32 protein-coding genes and 1 pseudogene are annotated in these 26,278 nt (G+C 71.5%); 19 read left to right on the top strand and 14 right to left on the bottom strand.

Annotated features, from left to right (window positions below; all coding sequences use genetic code 11):
• Positions 1-58: 58 nt before the first annotated feature.
• The 3 genes from tsf to ACPPVO_RS08265 form a co-directional block, all read right to left on the bottom strand.
• On the bottom strand, positions 59-886 hold the full coding sequence (tsf, locus tag ACPPVO_RS08275) for a translation elongation factor Ts (RefSeq protein WP_426510640.1): 828 nt from the start codon (positions 884-886) through the stop codon (positions 59-61).
• Positions 887-907: 21 nt separating this feature from the next.
• Entirely contained in the window at positions 908-1,879 is a 972-nt protein-coding gene (gene rpsB, locus ACPPVO_RS08270) for a 30S ribosomal protein S2 (RefSeq protein WP_426510639.1), read from the bottom strand.
• 637 nt (positions 1,880-2,516) lie between these two features.
• Positions 2,517-2,813 carry a hypothetical protein gene (locus ACPPVO_RS08265; RefSeq protein ID WP_426510638.1) on the bottom strand — a complete coding sequence of 99 codons (297 nt, stop codon included), beginning with the start codon at positions 2,811-2,813 and terminating at the stop codon, positions 2,517-2,519.
• A gap of 448 nt (positions 2,814-3,261) precedes the next feature.
• Here ACPPVO_RS08265 and ACPPVO_RS08260 point away from each other — a divergent pair, with 448 nt between their 5' ends.
• Together ACPPVO_RS08260 and ACPPVO_RS08255 are read left to right on the top strand one after the other, a co-directional pair.
• On the top strand, positions 3,262-3,492 hold the full coding sequence (locus ACPPVO_RS08260; protein ID WP_426510637.1) for a hypothetical protein: 231 nt from the start codon (positions 3,262-3,264) through the stop codon (positions 3,490-3,492).
• An 858-nt stretch (positions 3,493-4,350) separates the two neighbouring features.
• Positions 4,351-5,493, top strand: coding sequence for a pyridoxal phosphate-dependent aminotransferase (locus ACPPVO_RS08255; protein ID WP_426514574.1), 1,143 nt, complete (start codon positions 4,351-4,353; stop codon positions 5,491-5,493).
• 5 nt (positions 5,494-5,498) lie between these two features.
• Here ACPPVO_RS08255 and dprA read toward each other — a convergent pair whose 3' ends face one another.
• Both dprA and ACPPVO_RS08245 read right to left on the bottom strand, forming a co-directional pair.
• A complete protein-coding gene (dprA, locus tag ACPPVO_RS08250) occupies positions 5,499-6,704 on the bottom strand; it encodes a DNA-processing protein DprA (RefSeq protein WP_426510636.1) in 1,206 nt (401 codons plus the stop codon).
• Positions 6,701-7,561 (bottom strand): annotated as a pseudogene (locus tag ACPPVO_RS08245) (ATP-binding protein); the annotation flags it as partial. The gene dprA and the pseudogene ACPPVO_RS08245, both read right to left, overlap by 4 nt.
• A 129-nt stretch (positions 7,562-7,690) precedes the next feature.
• Here ACPPVO_RS08245 and ACPPVO_RS08240 point away from each other — a divergent pair.
• From ACPPVO_RS08240 to ACPPVO_RS08220, 5 genes are all read left to right on the top strand, one after another.
• The gene (locus tag ACPPVO_RS08240) at positions 7,691-8,257 is read left to right on the top strand and encodes a helix-turn-helix domain-containing protein (protein WP_426510635.1); all 567 of its coding nucleotides are present in this window, start codon (positions 7,691-7,693) and stop codon (positions 8,255-8,257) included.
• A complete protein-coding gene (locus ACPPVO_RS08235; protein WP_426510634.1) occupies positions 8,254-8,454 on the top strand; it encodes a hypothetical protein in 201 nt (66 codons plus the stop codon). Before ACPPVO_RS08240 ends, ACPPVO_RS08235 begins: the two co-directional genes overlap by 4 nt.
• The gene (locus ACPPVO_RS08230) at positions 8,451-9,242 is read left to right on the top strand and encodes an ABC transporter permease (protein ID WP_426510633.1); all 792 of its coding nucleotides are present in this window, start codon (positions 8,451-8,453) and stop codon (positions 9,240-9,242) included. The genes ACPPVO_RS08235 and ACPPVO_RS08230 overlap by 4 nt, the downstream gene beginning before the upstream one ends.
• Complete coding sequence (locus ACPPVO_RS08225) at positions 9,239-10,987, top strand: helicase HerA domain-containing protein (protein ID WP_426510632.1); 1,749 nt, start codon at positions 9,239-9,241, stop codon at positions 10,985-10,987. Before ACPPVO_RS08230 ends, ACPPVO_RS08225 begins: the two co-directional genes overlap by 4 nt.
• A gap of 66 nt (positions 10,988-11,053) precedes the next feature.
• Positions 11,054-11,320 carry a hypothetical protein gene (locus tag ACPPVO_RS08220; protein ID WP_426510631.1) on the top strand — a complete coding sequence of 89 codons (267 nt, stop codon included), beginning with the start codon at positions 11,054-11,056 and terminating at the stop codon, positions 11,318-11,320.
• 210 nt (positions 11,321-11,530) lie between these two features.
• Here ACPPVO_RS08220 and ACPPVO_RS08215 read toward each other — a convergent pair whose 3' ends face one another.
• Positions 11,531-11,710 carry a hypothetical protein gene (locus ACPPVO_RS08215; protein WP_426510630.1) on the bottom strand — a complete coding sequence of 60 codons (180 nt, stop codon included), beginning with the start codon at positions 11,708-11,710 and terminating at the stop codon, positions 11,531-11,533.
• Between the two features lie 1,091 nt (positions 11,711-12,801).
• Between ACPPVO_RS08215 and ACPPVO_RS08210 the strand changes: the two genes are divergently transcribed.
• The 7 genes from ACPPVO_RS08210 to ACPPVO_RS08180 all read left to right on the top strand — a co-directional run bounded on the left by ACPPVO_RS08210 (position 12,802) and on the right by ACPPVO_RS08180 (position 15,281).
• Positions 12,802-12,981 (top strand): hypothetical protein, encoded by a 180-nt coding sequence (locus ACPPVO_RS08210; protein ID WP_426510629.1) that lies wholly within the window; start codon positions 12,802-12,804, stop codon positions 12,979-12,981.
• Complete coding sequence (locus tag ACPPVO_RS08205; RefSeq protein WP_426510628.1) at positions 12,978-13,433, top strand: hypothetical protein; 456 nt, start codon at positions 12,978-12,980, stop codon at positions 13,431-13,433. The genes ACPPVO_RS08210 and ACPPVO_RS08205 overlap by 4 nt, the downstream gene beginning before the upstream one ends.
• Positions 13,430-13,663, top strand: a complete 234-nt coding sequence (locus tag ACPPVO_RS08200; protein WP_426510627.1) for a hypothetical protein — start codon at positions 13,430-13,432, stop codon at positions 13,661-13,663. The genes ACPPVO_RS08205 and ACPPVO_RS08200 overlap by 4 nt, the downstream gene beginning before the upstream one ends.
• A 251-nt stretch (positions 13,664-13,914) precedes the next feature.
• Positions 13,915-14,343 carry a hypothetical protein gene (locus ACPPVO_RS08195; RefSeq protein WP_426510626.1) on the top strand — a complete coding sequence of 143 codons (429 nt, stop codon included), beginning with the start codon at positions 13,915-13,917 and terminating at the stop codon, positions 14,341-14,343.
• On the top strand, positions 14,336-14,656 hold the full coding sequence (locus tag ACPPVO_RS08190; RefSeq protein ID WP_426510625.1) for a hypothetical protein: 321 nt from the start codon (positions 14,336-14,338) through the stop codon (positions 14,654-14,656). The genes ACPPVO_RS08195 and ACPPVO_RS08190 overlap by 8 nt, the downstream gene beginning before the upstream one ends.
• A gap of 8 nt (positions 14,657-14,664) precedes the next feature.
• Positions 14,665-14,838, top strand: coding sequence for a hypothetical protein (locus ACPPVO_RS08185; RefSeq protein WP_426510624.1), 174 nt, complete (start codon positions 14,665-14,667; stop codon positions 14,836-14,838).
• Entirely contained in the window at positions 14,838-15,281 is a 444-nt protein-coding gene (locus ACPPVO_RS08180; protein ID WP_426510623.1) for a hypothetical protein, read from the top strand. The genes ACPPVO_RS08185 and ACPPVO_RS08180 overlap by 1 nt, the downstream gene beginning before the upstream one ends.
• Positions 15,282-16,240: 959 nt before the next feature.
• Here the strand turns inward: ACPPVO_RS08180 and ACPPVO_RS08175 are convergent.
• The 4 genes from ACPPVO_RS08175 to ACPPVO_RS08160 form a co-directional block, all read right to left on the bottom strand.
• The gene (locus ACPPVO_RS08175) at positions 16,241-17,782 is read right to left on the bottom strand and encodes a recombinase family protein (RefSeq protein ID WP_426510622.1); all 1,542 of its coding nucleotides are present in this window, start codon (positions 17,780-17,782) and stop codon (positions 16,241-16,243) included.
• The gene (locus ACPPVO_RS08170) at positions 17,703-18,476 is read right to left on the bottom strand and encodes a magnesium chelatase domain-containing protein (RefSeq protein ID WP_426510621.1); all 774 of its coding nucleotides are present in this window, start codon (positions 18,474-18,476) and stop codon (positions 17,703-17,705) included. Before ACPPVO_RS08170 ends, ACPPVO_RS08175 begins: the two co-directional genes overlap by 80 nt.
• On the bottom strand, positions 18,476-18,829 hold the full coding sequence (locus tag ACPPVO_RS08165) for a YraN family protein (protein WP_426510620.1): 354 nt from the start codon (positions 18,827-18,829) through the stop codon (positions 18,476-18,478). The genes ACPPVO_RS08170 and ACPPVO_RS08165 overlap by 1 nt, the downstream gene beginning before the upstream one ends.
• A gap of 145 nt (positions 18,830-18,974) precedes the next feature.
• On the bottom strand, positions 18,975-19,898 hold the full coding sequence (locus ACPPVO_RS08160) for a bifunctional helix-turn-helix transcriptional regulator/GNAT family N-acetyltransferase (protein ID WP_426510619.1): 924 nt from the start codon (positions 19,896-19,898) through the stop codon (positions 18,975-18,977).
• Positions 19,899-20,004: 106 nt separating this feature from the next.
• On the opposite strand from ACPPVO_RS08160, the gene ACPPVO_RS08155 reads away from it, so the two are divergent.
• The 4 genes from ACPPVO_RS08155 to ACPPVO_RS08140 all read left to right on the top strand — a co-directional run bounded on the left by ACPPVO_RS08155 (position 20,005) and on the right by ACPPVO_RS08140 (position 23,327).
• Entirely contained in the window at positions 20,005-20,283 is a 279-nt protein-coding gene (locus tag ACPPVO_RS08155) for an ACT domain-containing protein (RefSeq protein WP_426510618.1), read from the top strand.
• Positions 20,280-20,642, top strand: coding sequence for a hypothetical protein (locus tag ACPPVO_RS08150; RefSeq protein ID WP_426510617.1), 363 nt, complete (start codon positions 20,280-20,282; stop codon positions 20,640-20,642). Before ACPPVO_RS08155 ends, ACPPVO_RS08150 begins: the two co-directional genes overlap by 4 nt.
• A gap of 470 nt (positions 20,643-21,112) precedes the next feature.
• Positions 21,113-22,024 carry a tyrosine recombinase XerC gene (locus ACPPVO_RS08145; protein WP_426514573.1) on the top strand — a complete coding sequence of 304 codons (912 nt, stop codon included), beginning with the start codon at positions 21,113-21,115 and terminating at the stop codon, positions 22,022-22,024.
• 139 nt (positions 22,025-22,163) lie between these two features.
• A complete protein-coding gene (locus ACPPVO_RS08140; RefSeq protein ID WP_426510616.1) occupies positions 22,164-23,327 on the top strand; it encodes an aminotransferase class V-fold PLP-dependent enzyme in 1,164 nt (387 codons plus the stop codon).
• Between the two features lie 592 nt (positions 23,328-23,919).
• Here the strand turns inward: ACPPVO_RS08140 and ACPPVO_RS08135 are convergent.
• Positions 23,920-24,303, bottom strand: coding sequence for a M23 family metallopeptidase (locus tag ACPPVO_RS08135; protein ID WP_426510615.1), 384 nt, complete (start codon positions 24,301-24,303; stop codon positions 23,920-23,922).
• Positions 24,304-24,475: 172 nt separating this feature from the next.
• Between ACPPVO_RS08135 and ACPPVO_RS08130 the strand changes: the two genes are divergently transcribed.
• Positions 24,476-24,745, top strand: coding sequence for a hypothetical protein (locus ACPPVO_RS08130; protein WP_426510614.1), 270 nt, complete (start codon positions 24,476-24,478; stop codon positions 24,743-24,745).
• Between the two features lie 6 nt (positions 24,746-24,751).
• On the opposite strand, the gene ACPPVO_RS08125 is transcribed toward ACPPVO_RS08130, so the two are convergent.
• Genes ACPPVO_RS08125 through ACPPVO_RS08115 form a run of 3 tightly spaced genes read right to left on the bottom strand, consistent with a single transcriptional unit; the run spans position 24,752 to position 26,276 of the window.
• Positions 24,752-25,072 (bottom strand): DUF2469 domain-containing protein, encoded by a 321-nt coding sequence (locus tag ACPPVO_RS08125; RefSeq protein ID WP_033357832.1) that lies wholly within the window; start codon positions 25,070-25,072, stop codon positions 24,752-24,754.
• Positions 25,069-25,815, bottom strand: a complete 747-nt coding sequence (locus tag ACPPVO_RS08120; RefSeq protein ID WP_360369538.1) for a ribonuclease HII — start codon at positions 25,813-25,815, stop codon at positions 25,069-25,071. The genes ACPPVO_RS08125 and ACPPVO_RS08120 overlap by 4 nt, the downstream gene beginning before the upstream one ends.
• A gap of 2 nt (positions 25,816-25,817) precedes the next feature.
• On the bottom strand, positions 25,818-26,276 hold the full coding sequence (locus ACPPVO_RS08115; protein ID WP_426510613.1) for an NUDIX hydrolase: 459 nt from the start codon (positions 26,274-26,276) through the stop codon (positions 25,818-25,820).
• Positions 26,277-26,278: the final 2 nt, after the last annotated feature.

The following is a 26,278-nucleotide window of genomic DNA, read 5'->3' as shown; positions in this document are numbered from 1 at the left end:
GGGTCACGGTCTCCATCCGGTGGACCGTGACCCCCTCACTGCTGCTGTTGTACCGCGGTCAGGCCTGGCCGACCTCGAAGCGCACGAACCGCGTCACTTCGATACCGGCCTCCGCCAGCACCTGCTTGACCGTCTTCTTGTTGTCGCTGACCGAGGGCTGCTCGATCAGGACGAAGTCCTTGAAGAAGGCGTTGACCCGACCCTCGATGATCTTCGGCAGGGCCTGCTCGGGCTTGCCCTCCTCGCGGGCGGTCTCCTCGGCGATGCGCCGCTCGGACTCGACCACGTCGGTGGGTACCTCGTCGCGCGTGAGGTACTTCGGCCGCATCGCGGCGATCTGCATCGCCACCGCGCGGGCGTCGGCGACGGCCGCCTCGTCGGTCTTGCCGTTGAACTCGACCGCGACGCCGACCTGCGGCGGGAGGTCGGGGCTCTTGCGGTGCATGTAGATCGCGACCGGCTCGCCGAGCACCGCGATGCGGTTGATGACGAGCTTCTCGCCGATGCGGGCCGACTCGGCCTGGATCAGCTCGGCCACGGTGGCGTCGCCGAGCTTGGAGGCCAGCAGACCGTCCACGTCGGCCGGCTTGATCGCGTCGACCTGGGCCGCGAGGCGCTGCCCGAGCTCGACGAACGCCTCGTTCTTGGCCACGAAGTCGGTCTCGCAGTTGATCTCGACCAGGCCCGAGCCGGAGTGCGCGACGAGGCCGTTGGCCGTGGTGCGGCCGGCACGCTTGCCGACGTCCTTGGCACCCTTGATGCGCAGCAGCTCGACGGCCTTGTCGAAGTCGCCTTCGGCCTCCTCGAGCGCCTTCTTGCAGTCCATCATGCCGGAGCCGGTCAGTTCGCGGAGCCGCTTGACGTCAGCGGCGGTGAAGTTGGACATGACTCTCTCTCGCTCTGTGGGTTACGCCTGGTTGTTCTCTTCGGCGGCGTTGCCCGCCTCGGCGGCGTTGCCCGCCTCGGCGGCGTTGCTCGCGTCGGCGGCGCTGGTCACTTCGGCGGTGCTCGCATCGGTGGCGGCGCTGGCGTCGGCGCTGCTCGCCTCGGCGACCGGAGCGGCGGCGGTCGGCTCAGCGGCCGGCGCGGCGGGCTTGGCGCCACCTTCCAGCAGCTCGCGCTCCCACTCGGCGAGCGGCTCGTCACCGGCCACGACGCCCGGCTCGGGCTTCTGGTCGGCGCGGGTGGCGCGCCCGGAACGAGCGATCAGACCGTCGGCGACGGCGTCGGCGACCACGCGGGTCAGCAGCGCCGCGGAGCGGATGGCGTCGTCGTTGCCCGGGATCGGGAAGTCGACCTCGTCGGGGTCGCAGTTCGTGTCGAGCACCGCGATGACCGGGATGCCCAGCTTGCGGGCCTCGTCGACCGCGATGTGCTCCTTCTTGGTGTCGATGACCCAGATCGCCGACGGGAGCTTCTGCATGTCGCGGAGACCACCCAGCGTGCGGCTGAGCTTGGTCTGCTCGCGGGACAGCTGGAGCGTCTCCTTCTTGGTGTACCCCTGGGCGGTACCCGTCAGGTCGAGGCTCTCGAGCTCCTTCATCCGCTGCAGACGCTTGTACACGGTCTGGAAGTTCGTCAGCATGCCGCCGAGCCAGCGGTGGTTGACGTACGGCTGCCCGACGCGCGTCGCCTGCTCGGCGATCGCCTCCTGGGCCTGCTTCTTGGTGCCGACGAACAGCACCGAGCCACCCTCGGCCACCGTGTTGCGGATGTAGTCGTACGCCTTCTCGATGTAGTCGAGCGTCTGGCGCAGGTCGATGATGTAGATACCGTTGCGCTCGGTGAAGATGAAGCGCTTCATCTTCGGGTTCCAGCGGCGGGTCTGGTGCCCGAAGTGCACGCCACTCTCGAGCAGCTGACGCATCGTTACAGCCATGTCGGCAGGGATCCTTTCGATCCTGGTTACACACGGTGGACCGGTCGGCCCGCCGTCCTGGCGCCCGGTCGTCGGCCGTCTCACCCGTCGCACGCGCGGTGGTGCACCACGTGTGCTCTCGGGACCAGGGCGGCCGCCGCCCTGGAATGCTCACCCGGCGCGGAAAGAAATGCGGCGGGCTAGGGAGGGCGCGCGAGGTCGACCGCACGGTGTGCGGTCGCCGGGGGAAAGTGTACGCGCCGGGTCTGCGCTTCTACGAATGCCCCCACTGTCGTGGAGTTTGGACGGGTATTTCTGGTGTGGGTGGGTTGTCGCGTTTGTGGGGGCGTTCTCGTACGGCCGCCTCGCTCCGCCGCCCGCGGCGTCTCCTGCGGCCATTTGGCCCCACTGCCGCGGCGTCCCCGCCCACTGCCGCGGCGTCCCCGCCCACTGCCGCGGCGTCTCCGCCCTCTGCCTCGGCGCCTGCCGGCCTCGGCCGCACCACGCCTTGCCGCCTCGGCCGCTTACGGCTCTGCCGCCTCCGCCGCTACGCCGCCTCGGCCGCTTACGGCTCTGTCGCCTCCGCCGCGCCGCCTCGGCCGCGGCGCCTTATGGCTCTATGCCCTCCGCCGCGGCACCAAATTGCGAACTTCGTCCCCTAGGCAGCGAGTCCGGCCGCAACGAACAGCAGCAGCGCCACCGGCAGGTAGGCAAGCGGCGTACGCAGCCAAGCCCGAACCCCGGGAGCCGCAGCGGCCGCCCCACCGATCAGCCCGTACAGCCCGAGCGAAAACATCGGCAACGCCGGAATCATGAACGTCCCAGCAAGCGTCGCTCCAGCGGGCACATCACTGGCGGTCATGGCCTGAATGAAAAGCCGCAGCACCGGTACCTCGAACAGCACGGTCAGCACCACGAGCGCCACAGCCAGCCCGGGCCGCTTGCTCTGGTACACCGCACCGCCCACCTCCGGCCCCGCCCCGTACTGCCGCGGCGCAGGCACGGCCGCGGTGAGCGCCGTAGGCCCGGCGAAGGCATGGGGCATCGACCCGGTACTCCCGGCCGCGCCCCCTCCGGCAAACTCGCCGCCGACCGGCGCCCCGGACCCGGGTACACCCGAGACAGGCCCACCGGACACCGGCCCGGCCGCGCCCGGCGCGTAACCGCCTGGTGCGAAGCCCCCGGGCGCCCCAAATCCAGGCGCACCGCCGCCAGAGGCAGCAACCCCAGGCGCCGCAACTCCCGACCCGGCCGATGCCACCCCGAGCGGGCTGGTCATGCCCGGGGCGAGTCCGGCGCCCCCGACGTGTCCGAGCGACCCGGCGCCGCCCGGCCCGGCAGGTCCACCCAGCCCAACTGATCCGCCTGGTCCACCGTGCCCGAGCGACCCGGTGTTGGACGGCGTGACGGTCGGCAACCCCTGGATCGGCGATCCGGAGGTGCTGAGCCCCGGGATCGAGGCCCCGGCCACCCCATCGGAGGCGCCTCCGCCCGACACCGGCCGCTGCAGCGAGCCGCGGTCGATCGCCTCAGAGCGCCGCGACCGGCTCACGAACTCCCCGGAGTACTCGCCCGAGTCCACGCCACGCCCGAGGGCCGCCGGACCGAACTGCCCGCTGGGACTGTCGCCGTAGCTCAGCGGATCGGCACCGTATCCACGGCCCCCTCCCCGCGGCTCCGGAACCCGGTACCCGCCGTCGTCGTACTCCCGCTCGTCCGCATACCGCGTCGGCGTGTACCCCCGGTCATCGCCGTACCCGCGCTCGTCGCCATACCCGGGGTCGGCGTCGTCCCGGCCGTGCGAGTCCGGGGAGCGCTCGTCCCGGCTCCGGTCACCGCGGGCGTCATGCCCACGATCGTCACGGCGGTCGTCGTACCCGCGATCGTCGTATCCACGGCCATCCGCGTACCAGCGCGATTCCGCGTCCGGGTCGGAGGGCAAGTTCCGGCGTCCATCCACGGTCCGTCACGGTAGGCCCTCGGCATGATCCTCGCCACCCGGCAAAGGTGCCTGTAATCTGCGTCGCTGCCCTGACCAGGCCTGTCGGGATCACACGCGTTCCCCATTTCTTCCCCTGTCCCTCACACGGGTCGCCCGATTCCGGACGGTTCGCAGGCCGGGCGGCGCTCGTCGGCCGCTGTCCCTCCAACGGGGCGCCCGATCCCGGACCGGCCACGGAGAGGGCCGCACTCCTCTGCAATCGCTCCTCCGACTGGCCGGCAGCCCTCGGACCGTCCGCAGGCGAGGCCGTACTCGCCTGCCAACGCCTCGCCGACGGGGCGCCCGAACCCGGACCGACCACAGGCTGGGCGGCCCGCGGTCGGCGCAGGCTCCCATCGGCCCACACGGCACGCGGCGCCCGGTCCGCCCCTCGGACTCCGGCGGCCAACCGACAACTGCGCCTTCCACCAGACAGCCCCGACCGCACCGGCAGGCTCGGCCGCATACTCGGGAGGTGACAGACGCCTCGCGTGATCCGCTCATCGCCCGCATGCGCCCGTTCGGCACGACCATCTTCGCGGAGATGTCGGCGCTCGCCGTACGCACCGGCTCCGTCAACCTCGGGCAGGGCTTCCCCGACACCGACGGACCGGCCGCGATGCTGGACGCGGCGGCCGCGGCGATCCACGGAGGCCGCAACCAGTACCCGCCCGGCCCCGGCATCCCCGAGCTGCGCACCGCGATCTCGGCGCACCAGCGGGCCTTCTGGGGCCTCGAGTACGACCCCGACGGCGAGATCCTGGTCACCGCCGGCGCGACCGAGGCGATCGCGGCGAGCATCCTCGCCCTCTGCGAACCCGGCGACGAGGTCGTCTGCTTCGAGCCCTACTACGACTCGTACGCCGCATCCATCGCGCTCGCGGGCGCCGTCCGCCGCCCGGTCACCTTGCGGGCCGCCGACGGCCGGTACTCCTTCGACCCCGCCGAGCTGCGCGCCGCATTCGGACCGCGGACCCGGCTGGTGCTGCTCAACTCTCCGCACAACCCGACCGGCAAGGTCTTCACCGCGGCCGAGCTCGCCCAGATCGCCGAGCTGTGCACCGAGTACGACGTCGTGGCCGTCACCGACGAGGTGTACGAGCACCTGGTCTTCAGCGACGCGGCCGCCCCGCACGTGCCGCTCGCCGGGCTGCCCGGCATGCGGGACCGGACGCTGCAGATCTCCTCCGCCGGCAAGACGTTCTCGTGCACCGGCTGGAAGATCGGCTGGGTGTGCGGCACCCGCCCGCTGGTCTCGGCCGTGACGCGGGTGAAGCAGTTCCTGACGTACGTCAACGCCGGCCCGCTCCAGCCCGCCGTCGCGGTGGCCCTGGCGTCGCCGACGTCCTACTACCAGGAGTTCCGCGACGACCTGCAGCGCAAACGCGACCGCCTGTGCAAGGGCCTGGCAGAGGCCGGGTTCGCGGTGCTGCAGCCGGAGGGCACATACTTCGTCACCGCGGACATCACCCCGCTGGGCGGCACCGACGGCGTCGAGTTCTGCCTGGCGCTGCCGGAGCGCTGCGGCGTCGTCGCCGTACCGACCCAGGTCTTCTACGACGACGTCGAGGCCGGGCGGCGGCTCGTGCGGTTCGCGTTCTGCAAGCGGGACGAGGTCCTCGACGAGGCCGTGGCCCGGCTCCAGCGGCTCTGACCCGGTCACCTCTCTTCCTCCTCGCCGATCGGACCCTGCGGCGGGCTGCTGAGCCGGTACCCGTCCGGTCCCGACAGCACGAACCCCAGCTCCTCCAGCAGCGGCAGGTTGCGCCGGGCATCGCGCCCGCTGACTCCGGCCACGGCGGCAATCTGCTCCGCCGTCGTGGCCTTGCGCGGCCGCACCGCGTCGAGGATGCGCGCCTGGAGTGCGTCGAGAACGTCCTCGGGCCGCCCCGCACCCTGGATCGGCGCGGCCAGCTCCCCGACGCTGCCGATCTCCTCGACGATCTCCTCGACCCGGGTCACCAACACCGTGCCCGGCTGCCGCAGCTCGACGTGGCAGCCGACCGACATCGGCGAGTTGATCGGCCCGGGCACGACCATCGCGGAACGTTCCAGCAGCCTGGCGTACCCGAGGGTGTTGCGCGCCCCGCTGCGTGATCCGGCCTCGACCATGACCGTGCCCCTGGTCGCCGCCGCGATGACCCGGTTGCGGGTCAGGAACCGCGTCTTGTGCGGCTGCGTGCCAGGCGACCACTCGGTCAGCAGCAGACCCTCGTCGCCGATCTGTTCCAGCACCGCGGTATTCGCCGCCGGATACGCCTTGTCGATCCCGCACGCCATCACCGCGACCGTTGCCCCTCCCCCGGCCAGAGCGCCCCGATGTGCGGTCACGTCGACGCCGAGAGCGCCGCCGGAAACGACCGTCCACCCGCACTCCGCGAGCCCGTACCCGAACTCGGAGGCCACGTAGCCGCCGTACCCGGTGACCGCCCTCGCCCCCACCACCGCCACGGACCGCTCCAGCGTCTCGGCGAGCCGCAGCGGCCCACGCAGCCAGACGCACATCGGCGGGTCGGTGTCCCGGCGCAGCATGTTGCCCTCGCGGCTGGCCCGGACCAGGTCGTCGAGCACCGGCGGCCATTCCTCGTCGGCCGCGGTGATGATCCGCGCACCGAGCCGCTCCGCCAGCTCTCCCATCCGCTCGGCGAGCTCAGCACCCACGTCCGCCGAGCCGTCCACACCGGCGATGCGCAGTCTCGCCTGTACCGCACCAGCCAGCCCGGGCGAGATGCCGAACCCGCCGACGGCCCGGGCCAGCGCCTCAGGTGCGCCCACCGAACGGACCAGCAAGCCGAGCTCGCGAGAGCCGGGCTCGACGAGCGTCCCGAGCGCCATGCGCGCCTCGCGCTCCTCCGCCGCCCTCATCGAACGGTCCTCGAGCGCAGCTCCAGCGCCTCACGTACGTCAGCCGCCTCAGGCCGTTCCCGCCCATCGAGGTCGGCGATGGTCCAAGCCACGCGTACCGACCGCTCGAAGCCTCTCGCCGACAGCCGGCCCCGATCCATCTCGATCGTCAGAGGGTGCAGCACGAACCGCGAAAGCCGGAACTTCCCCTCGCGCAGAACCGCGGCCGGCACATCCCCGTTCGTCCTGGCCCGCCCTCCCCAGCGGGACGCGGCCGTGGCCCTGGCCTCGAAAACCCGCTTGGCGATGATCTGGGACGGCTCCACGTGTTCGGTGCCGAGCAGCGCGGCCGAACGGACCGGGTCGAGATCTACTTGTAGATCCACCCGGTCCATCAAGGGCCCGGAGAGCCGGGCCTGGTACCGCCGGCGGACGATCGACGGGCACTGGCACGTCTGCCGGCCTCCCGGCCTCGCGCACGGGCAGGGGTTGGCCGCCATGACCAGCTGCGCCCGGGCTGGATAGATGGTCTCGCCGTACGTCCGCCTGAGCCTGATCTCACCCTGTTCCAGCGGTTGCCGAAGGGCGTCGAGCACACCGGAGGCGAACTCGGCGCACTCGTCGAGGAAGAGCACCCCGTGGTGGGCGAGGCTGATCGCGCCCGGCTTGGCGAGACCTGATCCGCCGCCGACCAGTGCGGCCACGGACGCTGTGTGATGGGGGGCCTGGAGCGGCGCCCGCCTGACGAGTGCACCGCTTGGCGCGAGAGTGCCGGCGATCGAATGGAGCGCCGTCACCTCGATCGCCTCCTCATCGTCGAGCGGGGGCAGGACTCCGGGCAGGCGGGCGGCGAGCATGGTCTTTCCGGCACCGGCGGGCAACGCTCCAAATGCAGGAGCGCACAAAACGGCCCCGGCAGGCGCGCCAACGCCTGTGCTCCGGGGCCTTGAACGGACACTGGAGGTCCGAACCGTGGTCCAGAGTAACCCCGCGCCGGTGGGTGCCCGATGAGCGCCGCCGTGAAGAACGCCCTGCGCGCGTCCCACGACCTGCCGAAGACTGAGCGCCTGGTCTTGGTCGCCATCGCCGCGCACGCGAACGCCGACGGCGACGCCTGGCCGTCGGTGGCGACGATCGCCGACTACGTAGGCTGCTCGACCCGCACGGTTCAGCGCGCGCTCTCGAAGCTCGTCGAGCTTGGCCGCCTGGTCGTGCGGAAGGTCGCCAGCATCGCGACGCGCGTCTACCGCCTTGTCACCGGCGGGGGCGACACCGACGCCGCCGGGGGTGACATCTCGGCTCGCGGGGTGACAGATTCGGCCGCCGGGGGTGACACGCAGGCTGTCACCCGAAGCTCTGAAGACCATCTCGAAGAGAAGAAGCGCGCTCCGCGCGACTGGCGTCGATTCCTTCCAAAGGGCAAAAAGAGCGCCGAGGCAGGACCGCCGTTCCCGGAGCGCCGAGGAGCCGCCCTTCCGCCGCCGTCGACCGCGCCGGGCCGCTGCGCCCGTCACGTCGGGCAGCTCGCCGCGCACTGCGCGCCGTGCCGCAGCGAGAGGCTTGGTGCCGCATGATCGCCGCGCTCTACGAACTGCTGACCGGCCGCCCGTACTTCACCGGCCGCTCTGCCGCCGCCGACTTCGGCCCGCCGCCCGGCGCGCGGTACGCCCGCGAATTGGCCGCGTACTCCGATCTTGAACTGATCCGCCGAGGACACGAAATCGTCGCCGAGCTTTCCGCCCGCCCCGACCGCCAGGAGGTCACCCAGTGAGCGCCCCGACCATCGCCCGCCCGCTCGAGGACCTGATGCCCGCCGCCCGGGACCTGGCCGAGGCCGTCGGCGGTATCCCGTCGCGGAACAAGCTCATGACCTCCCTCCGTGTCGGCGCCCCGAAGGCGTCCGCCCTCCGTGAGGCCCTGGCCGCCGAGGCCGCCGAGGTGGAACCCGTGCCGGACCCGTGGGACTTCGCGGAGCCCGCCTCGGCTCTCGCCCCGATCTCGCCCGCGCCTGAGCTTCCGGCCGTTTACACGCCCGTACCCGTGGCGTACCCGCCCGCGCCGGTCGTCGAGGCGTCCGCGCAGGTCAGCGACGACAGGGACCCGGGTATCCGCCCGGCGTCGAGGCGGACGCGCAAGGTGTCGACCTGGCCCGTGATGCTCATCGCCCTCCCCGCGTTCGTCGCCATCTGGTCCGGCTGGGTTGGCCTCGGCGGACTCACCGGGTTCGGTGTGGTCCACCCGCTTCCCGGCATCGCGGACGGGTTCAGCCTGAACACCGCCATCACGCTCCCGATCGGCGTCGAGATCTACGCCGCCTACGCCCTGCGCATCTGGCTGTCCGGGGCGGTGCCGCCCCGCGCCGGGCGCTTCGCGAAGCTGTCAGCCATCGGGTCCCTGCTCGTCGGCGCACTGGGTCAGGTCGCGTACCACATCCTGACCGCCGCCGGCATCACGGGAGCGCCGTGGTGGATCACGACTCTCGTCGCGTGCCTGCCCGTGGCTGTCCTCGGCATGGGCGCGGCCCTGGCGCACCTCATCCGCGAGGACGGCGACCAGTGACCGAGCTTGAGCGCGCGGTTCGTCGGCTGGGGCGTCGCCACACGGCGCCCCGCCTCGCCTACCGCTACGTGTCCGGCCGCCCCCTCGACGGCCGCGAAGGCTATCCGTACCGGCGGCCCGGCGCGGGCCGCTGGGCAGGCTGGCACCGTCAGGCCCTGCGCCTGGCGGTGCCCGCCGCCGCCGTCCTCGCCGCCGCGCACCCGGAGCCGACCGGCGCGGCCCTCGGCGCCGCCGCCGTCGTGGCTGGCTTCCGGGCGCGGCGCCGCCTGGTCCGCCGTCGGTTCCGCCGTGAGTACGTCTCCCCGACCCTCGCGGCGCTGGCGCCCGCCCTGGGCCTCGACGCCGTGCGGCTGCACGTCGATCCGTCGCTCGGGAACCTCACGCCCCGCCTGGCAAAACCCCTCTCGCCCGCCGAGGTCGCCGCACGCGCTTGGTACGGCGAGCACGTAGAGCCCGTGATCCGGTGGCTTCCTGAGCGCGCTCAGCGGGCGGCGTGGACGGTGCAGCGTGCCGCCGAGCCGGTCACGTCGCGGCTCGCTGTGTTCCGTCGCCCCGGCGAGGAGCTGGGGCCGCGCATCGAGCTGACCGCTGACACGCCGTACCTGACGCGCGAGCAACGACAGCTCGTCTCAGCGATCATCAGCAGCAAGATTCCCGTTTCCGATCTCGTCGAGGCATGGCAGCAGGTAGGCCCGCGCGTCACCGCGACTTGGACCGTGCGGAAGCGGCCACCGGCGAAGGTCGGTCACGCCCAGGTCCTCGCGCACCTCGATGGCCTCGCGGAGTGGGAGTTCTTCCTTGGCCTCGGCGCTGGCGACCGGCCCGTCACGATCTCGCTCCGCGACGACTCGCCACACATCGCGGTCAGCGCCGGCACGGGTGCGGGTAAGAGCGTGCTCGCGCAGCTCATCGCCGTGCAGGTGCTTGCGCGTGGCGGCCAGGTGGTCATCCTCGACCGCAAGGGCTCGCATCGCTGGGCGCTGGGCCTCGACGGCGTCGACTACTGCTCAAGGCCCGAGCAGATGCACGCCGCGCTTGTGCGCCTGGCCGCGCTCGCCGACGAGCGGAACACGTTCGCGCTGCATGAGGCCGACGACTGGGACCCCGGCCCGCGCGTGCTCGTCATCGCCGAGGAGCTGAACGCGACGATCGGGCAGCTCGTGAACTTCTGGGCAGAGGCGCGGGGTAAGGGTGACCCGAAGCGGTCGCCAGCAATCGCCGCGCTCGCCGATCTCCTGTTCATGGGCCGGTCGGCGAAGGTGAACGTCCTCGCCGTCGCCCAGATGCTCACGGCCCGCGCGATCGGCGGCCCCGAGGCACGCGAGAACTTCGGCGTGCGTCTCCTCGCGCGGTACACCGCGAACAACTGGAAGATGCTCGTTCCCGAGGCCGCGATGCCTCGCGCGTCGCGCACCCTTGGCCGCTGGCAGCTCGTCATCGGCGGGCAGGCCACCGAAACGCAGGTCGCCTACCTCTCGACCGCCGAAGCGCGGGCGCTGGCATGTCCCCGGACCCCGGAGACATCGCAGGTCAGCGCGCTATCAAGCCCCGGCGGGGACTTCCTGACTCTGCGCGAGGCCGCCGACCTGGACGTCATCCCGTGGACGTACGACGCTGCGAAAAAGCGGCTACAGAGGCGCGTCGGGGCCGTACCGGCGCCGCGAGGGAAGCGAGGCAACGCCGACCTCTACGCCCGCGACGATCTGGTCGCGTGGGCAAGCGGCGCGCAAGAGCTGGCCGCGTAGCACGCTGACCGCCTGGCGCCCGACCCCCAACCCCCGACCCCGACCAACAGACGTAGGAGAGCACCCGTGACGATCGACCTTCCCGCCCGCGCGTATGACTCGGGCTACGCCAACGGCTGGGCCGATGGTGTCGATGAGGGCATGCGCCTGGCGTTCGACCCCGTGCGCCGCGCCGTAGGACGGATGCAGGGTCGCCTTGACGCCGCCCGCGTCGAGCACCGCCGCGCGGTCCGCGATGGCCGCCTGGCCGACGCCGCCCGCCACTCCGCCGCTGTGTCCCGCCGCGCTGCGGCACTGGACCGCCTTGACGATGCGATGGACGCGGACGAGTAGAACGAACAACGCCCCAGCGTCCACGCTGCGGCCCCAGAATCGCCCCGGACACCCAACGGTGTACCGGGGCTTTTCGCGTCCGACAGTGTTGCGCAGGGCTGGCCGGTCGGTGCTGGCCGGAGCGAGCGCAGCGAGCGGAGGCGTGGGTCTATGTATACGCAGCGCCCCACCGGCGGTGCCCTCGCCCGTTCACACGGATACCCGGCGCTGTCAGCGACCGCGCCGAAAACGGAACAGTTCCGCCAACGCTCGGATAGTGGCTGCCAGCTTGTCCGGGGGCACTTTGAACAGCGCCACCAAAGCGACGATGAGCCGGGGAACGGCATAGATCAGTGCGACGACGACAAACGCCCAGGATCCGGCAGGAAGGAACCGCTCCAATTCGGGCACGGCGAATCAACCCCTTTGGGGCTCATCCCCGCGGCGGCCAAGGCGCGCGAGTCAGGTTCGCCGATCCCGGTCTGGCAATGAAGTTCTACGGCCATGTTAGCGCAACCCGCAGCTACTCCGTCACACGTCCCCACGTAGGCGCGCCGAGCTGGACCTGATTGATGGAGCCCACGCCGGGAATCAGTAAGCGCCCCTTGTGGCAACGAGGGCACGTTGCGACCGCGGCTCCGGTGGCCTCCCCAGGGCCGCGCGGCAACGGTACCGCTCGGGGAAGGAAGTGCCCCGGGGTGATCGGCCCGTCATTGGGCTGATCGAGATAGTTGAGTGGCCCGCGCCCGCCGGGCGTCCACAACCACATCCGTCCATCCGGACCGGCGTATAGAACTGCGATGGTGCTGCGGCGCGGAGAGCAGTCACACCTCAACCGTTCCAACTCCCGGTACTTCTCGGGTTCGGCCTTGATCTCTGCGGCCTGCCGTTCGAACGAGTCCATCACCGCACCAGTCTGGCAGGGAAATGACAGACGGACGGCTGTCAGCTATCGGCGGCGGGCACCGGTCGAGCGCCCGTCGAGCTGCCCGCGAAGGTGGCCCGGCGGGCGCTTTTGCGTGCCCGAGGCCGCGCCGGGGGCCTGCGCCGCCGCCGCGGCCGGCCGGGACGGGGTGGCCCACCCTCCAAGTGCAGAAGTGCTCTTTTACCCCCTCTTTCCGAGACCAATAGAGAGACAGAGAAATAAACTCTATATAGAAGAAAAATAACCAAAATCCTTGATTGGTCTCGGGAACGCCCTCCCAAAGTGCACTCCGAGCACTTCGCCCCCGGCGCCCGGAACGGCGCGGCCCGGCATCGCCCCGGCGACGCCCATCGTGTGACGCCGACCACAGCAAACGCACACTTGCGGCCCGTAGGCGCAGTAGTTCGGTGCCACCACCCCGGCCGCTTGTGCATAGGCGACCGGAGGCACCACCCAGCCCGGCGTTGCCGGAGTCGACAGCGGATGCACCCGCTGTCGGCCCCCGTGACTCCGGGCTTTTTGCGTTCCCAAGCCTCGAAGGAGGGCACAGACGATGATTACGCTTCCGCCCCCACCCATGGCGTCGACCACCGCCACCGCCACCGCCACCACGCCCTACCCCGACCTCGCGGACGCGATGGCCGAGCACGCGCGCGCCATCCTGGCCGACGATGCCGTACGGCCGAGCATCCGCGAGCGGCTGGCGGCGTTGATGCTGACGCAGGCCGCCTGCCTCCGTGAGGGGGTATCTGCGTGATCGCCGCCGCACAGGTGGCCGAACTTGCCAAGGCGGACGCCATCGCACGCGCGCTCACGCTGTCCGCAGCGGTCAACGCGCTGCCGGACGTGGTGTTGCCGCGCGATGGTGGCCCGGTCCTGGCCGAGCTTCAGTCGCTGATGAAGGCTGCCATCGGTAGCACCTGGTGGCTTGCCCTGTCCGACCACGAAACCGCGCTGTTCACCGCTGGCCGCGACCGCCACGACGTGACCTGTGATCGCTGCCGCCGCACGGTGTCAGTGCGCACCCGCACCGGGCGCGGCAGGCCGCGCAGTGCGGCATGTGGGCTGGCCGACTGTGGCCGCGTGGCAGCGCTGCGGAAGTCGATCGACTTCGTGCGCGCCAATGCCGCAGTGATGGGCACGGATGCGCTGTTGGCCGCGCTGCCTCACATCGAGGCGCTGGAGGCGCTGGCAGACGGCGAATCATGACCATCGGCGACGATCAGGATCCGCTCGAGTCGACCGACCTCGACAGCGACGACGCTGTATGGCTGCCGGCTGGCACGCTCGCCCGGATGGCCGGCCGCGACCCGGCCGCCGGCCTGCATGTGGTGTGGTCGGGCGCCGACTCGACGGAAGCCGCCGACATGGCGCGTATCCGCTTGGACCTTCGCCGCGTCGCTGCGGAGCGCCGCAGGGACAGCGGAGGCACACCCTAGACCGCCGGTACCGGTCGATCGCACGACGTTGGCCACGCTGCGATCCCGGTACCGGCACTAACGCCGCGTGAATTCAGGCGCACGCGGCCCCGCGCGACTCGTGGGTTTGCGCCACGAACACCGCGCCGCCGGCCCCCTGCGGCCCCGCTGGTGTCCCTCCTTCACACCGGCCCGCCGCAGGGGGTCAGCAACCCCCACAGGCCCGCGCGCACGGACAGTCCGTGCGCGCTATCAAGGATGGAAGTACCTCAATGTCCGAACTCGACGACATCTTCGCCACCCTCGGCGTTCGCCGCGCCACGGATGACCCGATCGCTGACGCCGTGTCCGCTGTCGCCGATGGGCACCTGCGCCGCGCGCAGCGTGAAGCCGCCGCGCGGCTGGCCGAAAAGGCGAACGCCGATCGCCTCGACGCCCTGCGCCGCCGCGCCGAGGCTGGCCCTCGGGGACTCACGATCGCCGAGGCTGCCGAACTGGACCGCGCCGACCGGTTCGCCGCTCGCGACGCCTCCGAGGCTGCCGGCCGCGCTGCCAGCGACCATGACGCCCGGCTGAGGCTGGCCGGTGGTAAGGGTTCCGCAGAGGCACAGTACCGCGACGCCTACACCGATTGGCTCGCCGGCAACGGTGCCGGTCACGGTGTGCCCGCGCCGAAGCGTGAAGATTTTATCGATGTCTGACGATGCCGTGTTGGCCGATGCGATCTCCAGCGTGCGCCGCTTCCTGGCCGCGCTGGAGTCGCTGGCCGCCGCCGATACTCGCGATCCGGCCGTATACGCCGCCGAGCAGGCCGCGTACCGCGCGCTGAGCGTCGACACCGCCCGGCACTACGCGCAGCAGCGTTTCATGACGCTGCCGGCACCGCCCCCGGCACCGCCCGCCCCGGCACCGGCACCGCACCGCCGCCCGGCTGCCGAGGCTGCGCCGGCACCGGCCCGCCCGCCGCGCCCGACCCCGCCACCTGACCCGCTTCACCCTGGCCTGCTGAGGTAACGACGATCATGCATGACGACCTTGGACTCATCGACGGGCGGATTCCGCCGACCGTCTACAACGGGCAGACCTACGCCGCATGGTGCGCGGTTCACAGCTACGACCCGGCCGCCGCGCGCACCCGCGAGGCGTACACCGTGGCGCCTCGCAGCGCCGACCCGGCACCGGAGGTGGCCCGGTAATGCCCCGGCACACCAACACCCGCCGCCGGCCCGCGCGGCGCGAGTACAACCCCGTCGCCGAGGCAATCGAGGCTGGCGCGCACGCCGCGTACATCCGGCGCGTGTGGCCCGCTTACGCCCATGCACTGCCGGACGATGGTCGCCGCCGCGCCGGCCGCCGTCCCCGGTCGAAGCCTGCGGTCCCGATGCCGGAGGTAGCGCCGGAGGAACAGAACACCCTGCGCCGCGACCTTGCGCGCCTGGCCGATGACTACGGCGCCGATGCCGTGCGCGCGTTCCTCTCGGCTCGCCCGGATGACCCCCGCTGGTCCGCCCTGCTGGCCATTTTCGAGGGTGCGCCCGTGCCGCGTACTGATTTCGCGTGGCGCCTTTCTGAGGCCGTCCGGTTCGCCGGAAGCATCCTCCGCGCACGCGCCGGCCGCGAAAGCGTGGCGACCAGGTAGCGCAACCAGTAGGGCCGATACCTATCTCGTGACCTGCTGATACGTCACAGCGTAGGGCACGCAATTACACCGCGTGCCCTACAACGACACCCGGCCCCCGCGCGTCACATGCCGCGCCCGGCCGTGCCTGCGGCACGCGGCTACGCCGGCCGGCCGTCTCCGGTCGCCCCCGGTCGTGCGCCCTCGTGCAGCGGCGTGCACGCACGTTCGCCGGTTGCTCGCGATCGTTCGCGAGTCGTGAGCGCGCCGTGGGAGGCGTTCAAGCGCCGCCCCGGCTGCCGTGAACGGCCGCCCCTGTCGTGCACGCACGCTCACGCGCTTGTGAGCGCTCGTGCTCGTCGTGCTCGTGCTCGTGCGCTCGTGCTCGTCGCGTGCAACGTGCGAGCACGTCAAGCGCGAAGCGCTCAGCGCATGTCGATGCGACGCACGCGCGCCACGAGCACAACGCATCAACGATCATGATGAGCAAAGCGCATCGATCACTTGCGTTTGCGCAGGTCAAGCGCTTGTGCTCGCGCTCGTCCCGCTCGTCAGTCGATGCGACATCTGGCTGACGGCCGTGGGGAGGTACCCCTCCGTCGCCGGAAGCTGCCCCGGTCGGTATGGCAGGAGCCACCGTGTACGGGTCTAGGACTTTGAAGATCATCTCGGAGGAGCGCCAGACATGCGCCGCGCCCGCATCATCCCGCCCGGAGCGACCGACCCCGGCCCGTACACCGGTGGCCTGCCCTCGATCGTCTGTTCCCGGTGCCTCACGCGCCGCGTGTGGACCGACTACCGGCGCAGCGCGACGACCGGCCGCCGGCCCGTCTGCGCTTGGTGCGATAACGCGCTGGACGCCGCCGGTCGCGATGTGCGCAACCGACCCGGCCCGCTCGGACCGACCAAGTGACCGCGCCGGACGCCCGGCAGGCACGCACCCGGCACGGTGGCGCCCGGCCGAGCTAGGCCCGACCGGCCTACTCCGCAAGGTCGCGAGCCAGCGCCGCCAGCTCGCCGTACTCGTCAACCTCACTCCACACGACCTTGATTCGCTCGTCTACCGGCCGCCGGCCTGGCAGCACGCGCAGCGACGCAAACGCTTCGGCGAGCACGGACCGACGCCAGAGCACGTCATCGGCCCGCAACTCCCACTCGTCGCGGAACGTCCGCCCGGTCGGTCGCCACTCCGTGTGCCGCTGGACGGGCGCCGCCGCCAGGGCGTCACGCTCAGCCTGTAGCGCTGTGATCCTGGCGAACAGTTCGGGCGTGGCCTGGCGCGACAGCGCACGCATGGAGTCGGCCAGCTCGGACTCGACGCGCTCCCGCTCGTCGCCACCGATGACCGTGACCACGGGCGCCATCATCGGGGCGTCGCCGAACTTTTCGAGGTACAGCCCGACCACGTACCCCTCTGCACGCCCGGCCGCGATGCTGACGCGCTGCGGGCACTCGCTCGTCTTCTGGTAGGACCGGCAGAAGTAGGACATGCCGCGCGCTGAGTGGCTCACCATTGGTCCGCCGCATCCTGAGCACGTCAGTAGGCCGGTCAGCACGTGCGCGGGAGCGCGACCGGCCGCCCGCTTGGGTCCGCCCTGCTTACCGGCCAGCGCGTCCCGCAGCGCGTCGACCATGGCGGGTGTCAGGATCTCCGGCCACGGCCTGAACACTTCGCCCGTGTCGGTCAGCATCGGCTCTGTCTGCCTGCTGATCGTGACTCGGCTGCCGTCCGCGTTCCGCTTCCGGACCATCGCCGCGCCGGTGAGGCCGTAGCCGGTCAACATCTGCTTGACCGTCGACCGCGTCCACCCGTCCGCCCGCCGCGCCGGGGCATGCGCCGTAAGCCACCGAGTGACCTCGCCGAGCGTGTCCCCGGCAAGGATCATGCTCGCCGCCTGGCGCACGGCCGCCGCCTCGTCCGGTGCGATCACGAGCACCTTGCCCACCTCGCCGACCGCGATGGCGTACCCGTACGGCGCTGGCCCGCCTGCCCAGCGACCCGCCGCCCGCAAGCGCGCGTCCTTCGCCTTGTTGCGAGCCGCCGCCCGGTTTCGCTCTTCCCTGCCTACCTCGGCTGCGATGACGAACTTCCACCGGAACGCATCAGAGTCGCGTTCGCTGTCCATCCCGTCATGCGCCACGAACCGCACCGGCCTGTGCATGACTCGTCCGGTCGTTGGGTCCTTCCCCTCGACCACGTCGAGTACCAACGCCACCGCGTTGACGCCCTCGCGCGACACACGGTCTGTGTGCCACGTTCCCAGCGCCGCTACCTCGCCGCTTCGCCCGTCCGCCAGCCACGCGAGGAACGCCGGCCGGTTGCGCACGGCGCCCGAGATACCGTCGTCGACGTGCACGGGCTGGCCCTGGCATGACTCGGGGCAGTCCGGCCGGGGGTGCGGAGCCAGTGCGTACCCGAGGCGTTCGGCCATCGCCACCACGTCACGGACCATGCCGGCAAGGCTGGTGTTCGTGTCGCCAGCCTCGTGGCTCAGTCGTACGTAGCCGCTCAGTGTCTCCATGGCGTGGTACTGTACTTGACGTATCGCCCGCCCCCGGCGGGCCGAACATCGCGACATGGTGCCGCCCTGCCGCGGCGAGTTCGATGACGCGGCGCCCGCGCTCCTGGCCCAGGACGTCGGCGAGGTCGAGCGGGGCAGCCTCGGCCGTCGGCGGTGCCGGGGCCGGGTCCAGCAGGTTCTCCGAGCCGTGCAGGAAGCCGATGATCCGCCCGAGACTGTCCGTGGCGCGGACCTCGATGTTGGGCACGAGCCGGGCCTCGGTGATGTTGGCCAGGGGTACCAGGGCCAGCTCTTTCCCGGCGCGGCTGGCGGCCAGGACGGCGGGCAGCACTCCCCGGACCGGACGGACGGTGCCGTCCAGGCCGAGCTCGCCGAGCACCACAGCCTGCTCGAGCCGGCCGATGGGCAGGGCGGCGCCGGCGGCGAGCACCGCGATCGCGACGGCGGTGTCGAAGCCGGAGCCGTGCTTGCGGACGTGGGCGGGCAAAAGGTTGACGGTGATGCGTGCCTGTGGCCAGTAGGCGCCCGAGTTGTGCACGGCCGCTCGGACGCGGTCGCGGGCCTCGCTCAGCGCCGCGTCGGGCAGGCCGGAGACGACGAGGCTGGGCAGGCCGGGCGCCACGTCCGCCTCGACGACGATGACCTCGCCGGCCACGCCGTGCAGGGCGACGGAGTAGACGCGGGCGTACCCCATCAGAACGCCCCGCGCAGATGCTGTAGCGCCACGGACCGGCCGATGAGCACGCTGATCACGTCGAACCGGACGCGTTCGCAGGGCACGTCGTTGTCGGACAGCCACATCCGGGCGAGCGTGCGCAGCCGGCGGACCTTGGCCGGCACGAGCGCCTCGACGGGTTGACCGAACCGGGTGCTCCTGCGGGTCTTGACCTCGACGAACACCACGTCGGCGCCGTCGCGGGCGACCACGTCGAGTTCACCTGCCCGGCTGCGCCAGTTGCGGTCGAGCAGCACGAGGCCCTGTGACACGAGGTATCGGCAGGCGACGCGTTCGCCGTAGCCGCCGACGAGCTGGTTGTTGTTCGTCATGCCGGCGACTCTGGCGGATCGTGGCGATCACCGCGCCGCGGTGAAGATCAATCTGTGGACAACGAGGTGCTTGTGGATAACTCCTTGGTGGGCGGGAGATGCGCGCCGCAGGTTGAGCAGGCTTGGGGCCACGACCGGGCCGCCTTCAGAAGACTTTCCGCCAGTTCTGGTGCACAAGATCATGGCCGTACGCCGGCTTCCGCTCCTCGTGGTCGAGCTCGAATCCGGCCCGCTGATACAGATGGCGCGCGGCGGTCAGGATGTCGTGGGTGAACAGGACCATGTCGCGGTACCCGGCGCCGCGGGCGAAACGGACGCACTCCTCGACGAGACGGCCGCCGACGCCCAGGCCGCGGGCCTTCGGCTCGACGAACAGCAGCCGGAGCTTCGCGGTGTCCCCGCCCGCGCGGACGCAGAAGATCGACCCGACGGGCTCGCCGTCGACCTCGGCGATCCAGGCGCGGTCCCAGCGCGGATCGTGCGAGTCGGCGTAGTCCGCGACGATGCGCGCGACCATCGCTTCGAAGTCGCCGTTCCAGCCGTACTCCGTGGCGTAGAGCGCGCCGTGGCGCTGGACGACCCAGCCGAGGTCACCAGGCCCCGGCGGGCGCAACACGACCGTGGGCGCGGATGCGGTACCGCCGCCGAGGATCGTCTCGATGGCACTCATGGCACCGATGAGGCGGCGCCGGTCCGTGTCCGTCACCGCGCCCAGCAGCGCCGCCGCCTGCGCGTCCGAGCGCTGGTCGAGCTCGGCCTGAGCCGTCCGTCCGGCGTCGGTCAGCCGGATGCGCTGCTTGCGCGCGTCCGCGTCCGAGCGCTCCCGCACCACGAGCCCGTCGCCCTCGAACCGGCCCAGGATGCGGCTCAGGTAGCCGGCGTCCATGTCGAGACCCTGGCGCAGCTCCGCGACGTCGAGCACGCGCGCGGGCGCGGCGGCGAGCTCGTACAGCACCCGCGCCTCGGCCAACGAGTACGGCGAGTCGAGCAAGCCGGCCCGCAGCACGCCGATCAGATTTGTGTAGAAGCGGTTGAACCCCCGGAACGCGGCGACCGACTCGATAGTCATAATTGACATCGTCATCAGATTCCTTGACATTGTCAACGAACTTCCCGAAAGCGGCGCGACGTGGCGTCGTAACTGCCGGGAAACGCGGCCTCGCCAGGCTTGCCTCATGTCGCTGCGCCACATGATCGTCGAACTCCCCGACCGGCCCGGCTCGCTCGGCCAGGTGACCACCCTTCTCGGTCGACTCGGTGTCGACATCCGCCAGATGCGGGTACTCAGCCGCGACGGCACCGTGGCAACGGACGAGTTCGTGGTCAGCGTGCCGGGGCCGGTGATCGACCGGACGCTGCCCGAGCTACTCGAGGAAGTGCAAGGTGTACGCGTTCGGTCGGTCGCGCGGATTGATAGCGATAGCGGGATATCGGGCGCTATCGTGACCGTATGACTGCTCCGGTCGACAAACTCGTGGAGCTGCTCGAGACGCTCCCGCCCGCGGCCCGCCAGGAGATCACCGCCTGGCTGCTCGGACGCACCGTTCCAATGGATCGCAGCGCGCTCTTCGCCACCGCGGCGCTGCGCGGGCGGAACCTCCTCGGCCCGCCCGATCTCGGCCAGGAGACGGCCTCGCACGGCGTGCTGGGCGGCTCCCTCCCGGTCGGCGAGGAGAGCCAGCTGGTGACGTTTCGTCTGCCGGCCGAGCGGCACACCGAGCTGCGCGCCTGGTGCACCGAGCACGGCTTCACGATGGCGGCCGTGGTGCGCGGGCTGATCGAACGATTCCTCGAAGAGCAGCAACGCCGTTGAAGCCGCAGGACCCCTCGCCGGCCGGGCTGAAGGCCGGCAGCGGCGGAAGTGCGCCCGCGCGTCTCCGCGACGTGGCGGCGACCGCCCAGGCTGCCGCCGATGCCCGGCGCGCCCGAGCGGCGGAATCCGACGCCAAGGCCAGCCCGCCGGGTGACGCCGACGCGGGTGAGTCCACGACCGTGCCCGCGCAAAACCGCGCGAGACGGGACGCCGCCGCGCAAGCCAGAAGCGGGCGCAGCACGACCAGCCAGGCCCACACCGGAGAAGCCCCGGCCGCGCTGGAACGGGCGGCCGAAGTCGCCGGCACGGTGACCGGCGCACCCGCGCGGGGCGAAACCGGGCGGGATATCACCACGGCGAGCGGGAAAGGTCGCGGTTCTGCGACGTCGCGCGGCGCCGGTGGCATCGCCGGCACGGGGCGCGGCCGGACGCGTGGGCGGAGCGATACGCCTGCGCCCGGGACCGCCGAGATGCACGAGCGGATGCCGGTCGCGATGCGCGACGCGGTCGACGACTTCGCGCGCTACCTCGCGGCCGAGCGGAACCGGTCCGCGCACACAGTGCGGGCGTACGTCGGCGATGTCGTCTCGCTGCTCGACCATGCCTCGGCCGGAGGCGCGGACGCACCCGCCGGGCTGACGCTCGCCGTGTTGCGAGGGTGGCTCGCGCGGAGGCGCGCCGCCGGGGATGCTCGGACGAGTCTCGCCCGGCACGCCGCGGCCGCGCGGACGTTCACCGCCTGGGCTAGGCGCGAGGGGCTGCTCGAGACGGACCCTGGTCAGCGTCTGGCCAGCCCGAAGGCGCACCGAGACCTTCCGACGGTGCTCCGCGCGGACCAGGCCGAGACGCTGGTGACCTCGCCGTCGGGTCGCGCGGACGCGCTCGGGCTGCGCGACCGGCTGGTGCTGGAGCTGCTGTACGGCACCGGGATCCGGGTCAGCGAGTTGTGTGGCCTCGGCCTCGGCGACGTCGACCGGATGCGGCGCGTCGTGCGGGTCGTGGGCAAGGGCGACAAGGAGCGCTCGGTGCCGTACGGGCTGCCGGCCGACGCTGCGCTGACCGCCTGGCTCCGGCACGGCCGCCCGGCGCTCGAGAACGCCCAGAGCGGTCCGGCGCTGCTGCTCGGCGCGCGCGGTGCCCGGCTTCAGGCCGGCGCGGCGCGGCGGATCGTGGACTCGTACGCGCGGGCGGCCGGGCTGCCGCACACGTCGCCCCACGATCTGCGGCACTCCGCGGCCACGCACCTGCTGGAGGGCGGCGCCGATCTGCGGTCCGTCCAGGAGCTGCTCGGGCACGCATCGCTGTCGAGTACCCAGATCTACACCCACGTTTCGATCGAGCGTCTGCGCACCGCATACGAACAGGCGCATCCGCGCGCGTAGCACCGGAGGTTCCGAAGGCTCCGTCGCTGGCAGCCCACAAGGGGCTTGAGCTTGCGTTGGACGGTGTACGGGGCGATCGAGCGGGGTGGTGCGCGGTAAGTGGGCGCGGGAGCGGGGGTGGAGCCCTAAGATCGTGGATGTGTCCGCTCCCGAGCCGATTGCCGGTGCTCGGCTGCTGTTCTCGCACGACGCAGCCGTTGCGCACCTGAACCACGGGGCGTTCGGGATGGTGCCGATCGCGGTGCAGCGGGCTCAGCAGCGGGTACGCGAGGAGATGGAAGCCAACCCGCACCGGTTCTTCGCCGTCGGGCTCGAGGAGCGGATCGCGCACGTGCGGCGGCATCTCGCCACCTTCGTCGGCGCCGATCCCGAGGGGACCGCGCTGGTCGAGAACGCCTCCACGGGCACGTCGATCGTGCTCGGGAGCCTTGATCTCGGTACCGAGGACGAAATCGTGACGACCGATCACGGCTATGGGGCCGTGGATCTGGCGGTGGCGGCCACGTGCCGGCGCACCGGGGCGGTGCGCCGGGTCGCGCGGGTGCCGCTGGGGGCGGACGACGCGGCGGTCACGGCAGCGGTGCTGGAAGCGACCACGCCCCGGACGCGGCTGGTGATCGTCGACCACATCACCGCCGCGACCGCGCGGGTGTTTCCGGTACGGCGCATCGTCGAGGCGGTGCGCGGACGCTGGGGCGACCAGGCGGCGGTGCACGTCGACGCCGCGCACGTGCCGGGCATCCTCGACCCGCAGGTCAGCGACCTCGGGGCGGACTTCTGGGTCGGGAACCTGCACAAGTGGGGATACGCGCCCCGGGGCACGGCGCTGTTGTCGGTCGCGCCCGCGCGCCGGGCGCGAATCCGGCCGCTGGTGCTGTCGTGGTCGACTGAGGCCGGCTTCCCCGCGAGCCTTGAGTGGCTCGGGTCGCACGACTACACGCCCTGGCTGGCCGCGCCGACGGGGCTGTTCGTGCTGCGCTCGATGGGAATCGAGGCGGTGCGGCGGCACAACACAGCGATGGCCGAGTACGGGCAGCGCGCGGTCGCGGAGGCGATCGGGGCCGACCTGCCACCCGCGACCGGGCTGCCGATGACGCTGATCCCGCTGCGCCCGGGCGTGGCGAGCGACCCGGAGGCGGCGACTGCGCTGCGCCGGAGGATCTCGGATGAGCTTTCGGCCGAGGTGGGGATGGCGGCGTGGCGCGGGCGCGGATATCTGCGGCTGTCGGGCCAGATCTACAACCGGCCTGAGGACTACCAGCGGCTGGCGGCCGGGCTGCCGAAGCTCCTCGAACACCTTTAGGCGTTCGCTCGGACGCGCGGCGATAGCAGTTCAGCGCCGCATCGAACGTGACGCGCGCGGACGCGGCGCATTGCCAGCTCAGGGGTGACCAACCAACGACCCGCGCGGAAGCGGCGCAGCGCCAGCTCAGAGGTGACCCAACCAACGACCCGCACGGACGCTGCGCAGCGCCAACTCAGGGATGACCAACCAACGACCGCACGGACGCGGCGCAGCGCCAGCTCGTGAACGAACAAGCCCTCAGACGCGCGGACGCGGCGGGGCGGAAGCCCGACGAAAGCGCAGAGCATGGAAGCGACAGCCTGGGAATTAAATGGCGGTTCGCGAAGACGGCGGTCCTGCGACGGCCTCAGTGCGAGCGCGTGGCACGGCGAATGCGGCGGAACGCGACTAGGCAGGTCAGCGGCGGACGGCGAACACGCTGGCGAGGGGGCGAACAGCAGCAGGCAGGTGCAGCGGCGAGAAGCAGAGACGAGAAGAGCAGTCAGGAGCTGAGGAAGGCGAGCGATCCGGGAGAAGGGAGAAGACCGAGCGGTCCGGAGAAGAGCGAGCGGGGCAAGAGGAGAGCGTAGCGGGCCAGGAGAAGAGCGAGTCAGTTCAGCGGCAGGAGGCGGACCTGGGCCGGGCGGAGCAGGGTGAGCGGGTCCAGGTACACGTTGTCGTCGGTTCTCAGGCCCCAATGCAGGCAGGCCGTCACCGGACAGTTCGGGTGGCCCGGTCTCAGGGTGCCCAAGGGCGTCCCCCGCGACACCACCTGCCCGCGCACCACCGTCGGCGCGACCGGCTCGTACGTGGTGCGCATGCCGCCCGGATGCTCGACGCTCACCACCGGCCGTCCGCCCACCAGGCCGGCGAAGATGACGGTGCCCTCGCCGGCGCTGCGGACCGTCTGGCCGGGGACGCCCGCCAGGTCGACGCCGCGATGGCCGGCGGCGTAACGGTCCGAAGGAGGCTCGAAGCCCCTCGTCACGGTCACCGGGCCATCGAGCGGAGCCTGGAAGACACCGTCGCCGGGGGCGAACGCGAACGGCCCGGTCACGGGACCCCAGGCCGGGACGCCGGCGGGAGTCCAGGAACGCGCCTGAGTGAACGGACCACCCGAGTCTGCACCGGCCGCCGGTGGGGCCTCAGCGGCCGACGGAGAGGGCGTGGCCGGCTCCGGCTTGGAGAGGGCCGATGAGACCGCCGCGATGGCCGTCGAGGCCGCTGCGATGGCGGTGGCGGCAAGGACGAGGAGACCGAAACGAGCCATGTTCTTCAACATGGCCGCGAGCGTTGTCCAATCCGGCGGCCGAGGCAAACGCGATCATGAAACCTGTGGACAAGCCGGCGGATCAATCACGGACCAGGCGGTACGAAACGGGCAAAAAATTAACCCGGCCCGCACACTTGGTGACGGGCCGAGTTACGAGGTGTGACGAGGATCAGCCACCGAAGCCGTTGTCCGGGAGCGAGATGTCAGGCTTCTCGAGCTCCTCGACGTTGACGTCCTTGAAGGTCATCACTCGGACGTTCTTCACGAAGCGGGCGGGCCGGTACATGTCCCAGACCCAGGCGTCGTGCATCTCGACCTCGAAGTAGACCTCGCCGTCGGAGTTGCGCACGTGGAGGTCGACCTGGTTGGCCAGGTAGAACCGGCGCTCGGTCTCCACCACGTAGGAGAACTGACGGACGATGTCGCGGTACTCCCGGTAGAGCTGGAGCTCCATCTCGGTTTCATACTTCTCGAGATCTTCGGCGCTCATCGCGGTCCGCCTTCCATAGCCACATTGTCGCCCACTTGCGCCGGAACCCGTGCGGCCTCGCCGGGCGCCACGCCGACGTTACCGCGCCGTGAGCCCGGCCGCCCCACCGCCGCCACGTTCGCGTAGGAGAAACGGTGCTCGGGGCACGGGCCGTGGGCCACGAGAGCCGCGCCGTGCACCGGAGTCGAATAGCCTTTGTGCTCGTCGAAGCCGTACTGCGGGTACGACTCGTGCAGTCGCTCCATGATGCGGTCCCGCGTGACCTTCGCCACGACGCTGGCGGCCGCGACGCACGCGGCGACCTGGTCGCCCTTCCAGACCGCGAGGCCGGGAATGCCGAGGCCGTCGACCTTGAAGCCGTCGGTGAGCGCGTACTCCGGCCGCACCGCCAGGCCCGCGAGGGCGCGACGCATGCCGGCGAGGTTGCACACGTGCAGCCCGCGGCGGTCGATGTCGCCGGGCGGGATCACGATCGCGGTCCACGCCTCCGCGCGCCGCACGACCTGTTCGTAGATGCGCTCCCGCGCGGCCGGGGTGAGCAGCTTGGAGTCGTTGAGATCCTCGATCTCACCGCGGCGGCCCTGGGGCAGGATGACGGCGGCCACCACGAGGGGCCCCGCACAGGCCCCACGACCCGCCTCGTCGGCGCCGGCGACGCGGTTGAATCCGCGGCGCTGCAGCGCCCGCTCGAGGGCCCAGAGGCCCGCTGCACGATGTACGACGGTGCGCGGAGGCGCCAGCATGCTCAGGCCACCTCCCGCAGCAGTACCGCCAGGTCCTGCGGGTAGACCCGCTCCGACGTAGCGGCGAGTTCGTCCGCGGACCACCACCGGGTTTCGTCGACGCTGGTGGTCTCGTAGTCGGCGAGGTGGGAGAGATCCGCCGTGAAGGCCTCCGCGCGCACGACGAAGAACGTCTGCTCCTGCGAGTACCAACGGCCATCGAAAGGAAACTGGACCTGGTCGGTGCGGACGGGCCCGACCAGGTCCGCCGCGGTGATGCGCAGGCCGGTCTCCTCGTAGACCTCGCGGACGGCCGCCTCGGCGAGCGACTCCCCCGCCTCCAGGCCGCCGCCGACGGTGAACCAGTAGCAGTGCTCGGGGCGGGCCGGGTCGCATCCGCGCAGCAGCAGGACACGCCCGGACGGGTCGAGCAACAGCACCCGCGCCGCCCGGCGGTCGATGTCTGCCGCGGCCTCCGTCATAC

The sequence above is a fragment of the Dactylosporangium sp. McL0621 genome (assembly GCF_049995355.1).
Lineage (GTDB): Bacteria > Actinomycetota > Actinomycetes > Mycobacteriales > Micromonosporaceae > Dactylosporangium.
This window is presented reverse-complemented; position numbering and strand designations above follow the sequence as displayed.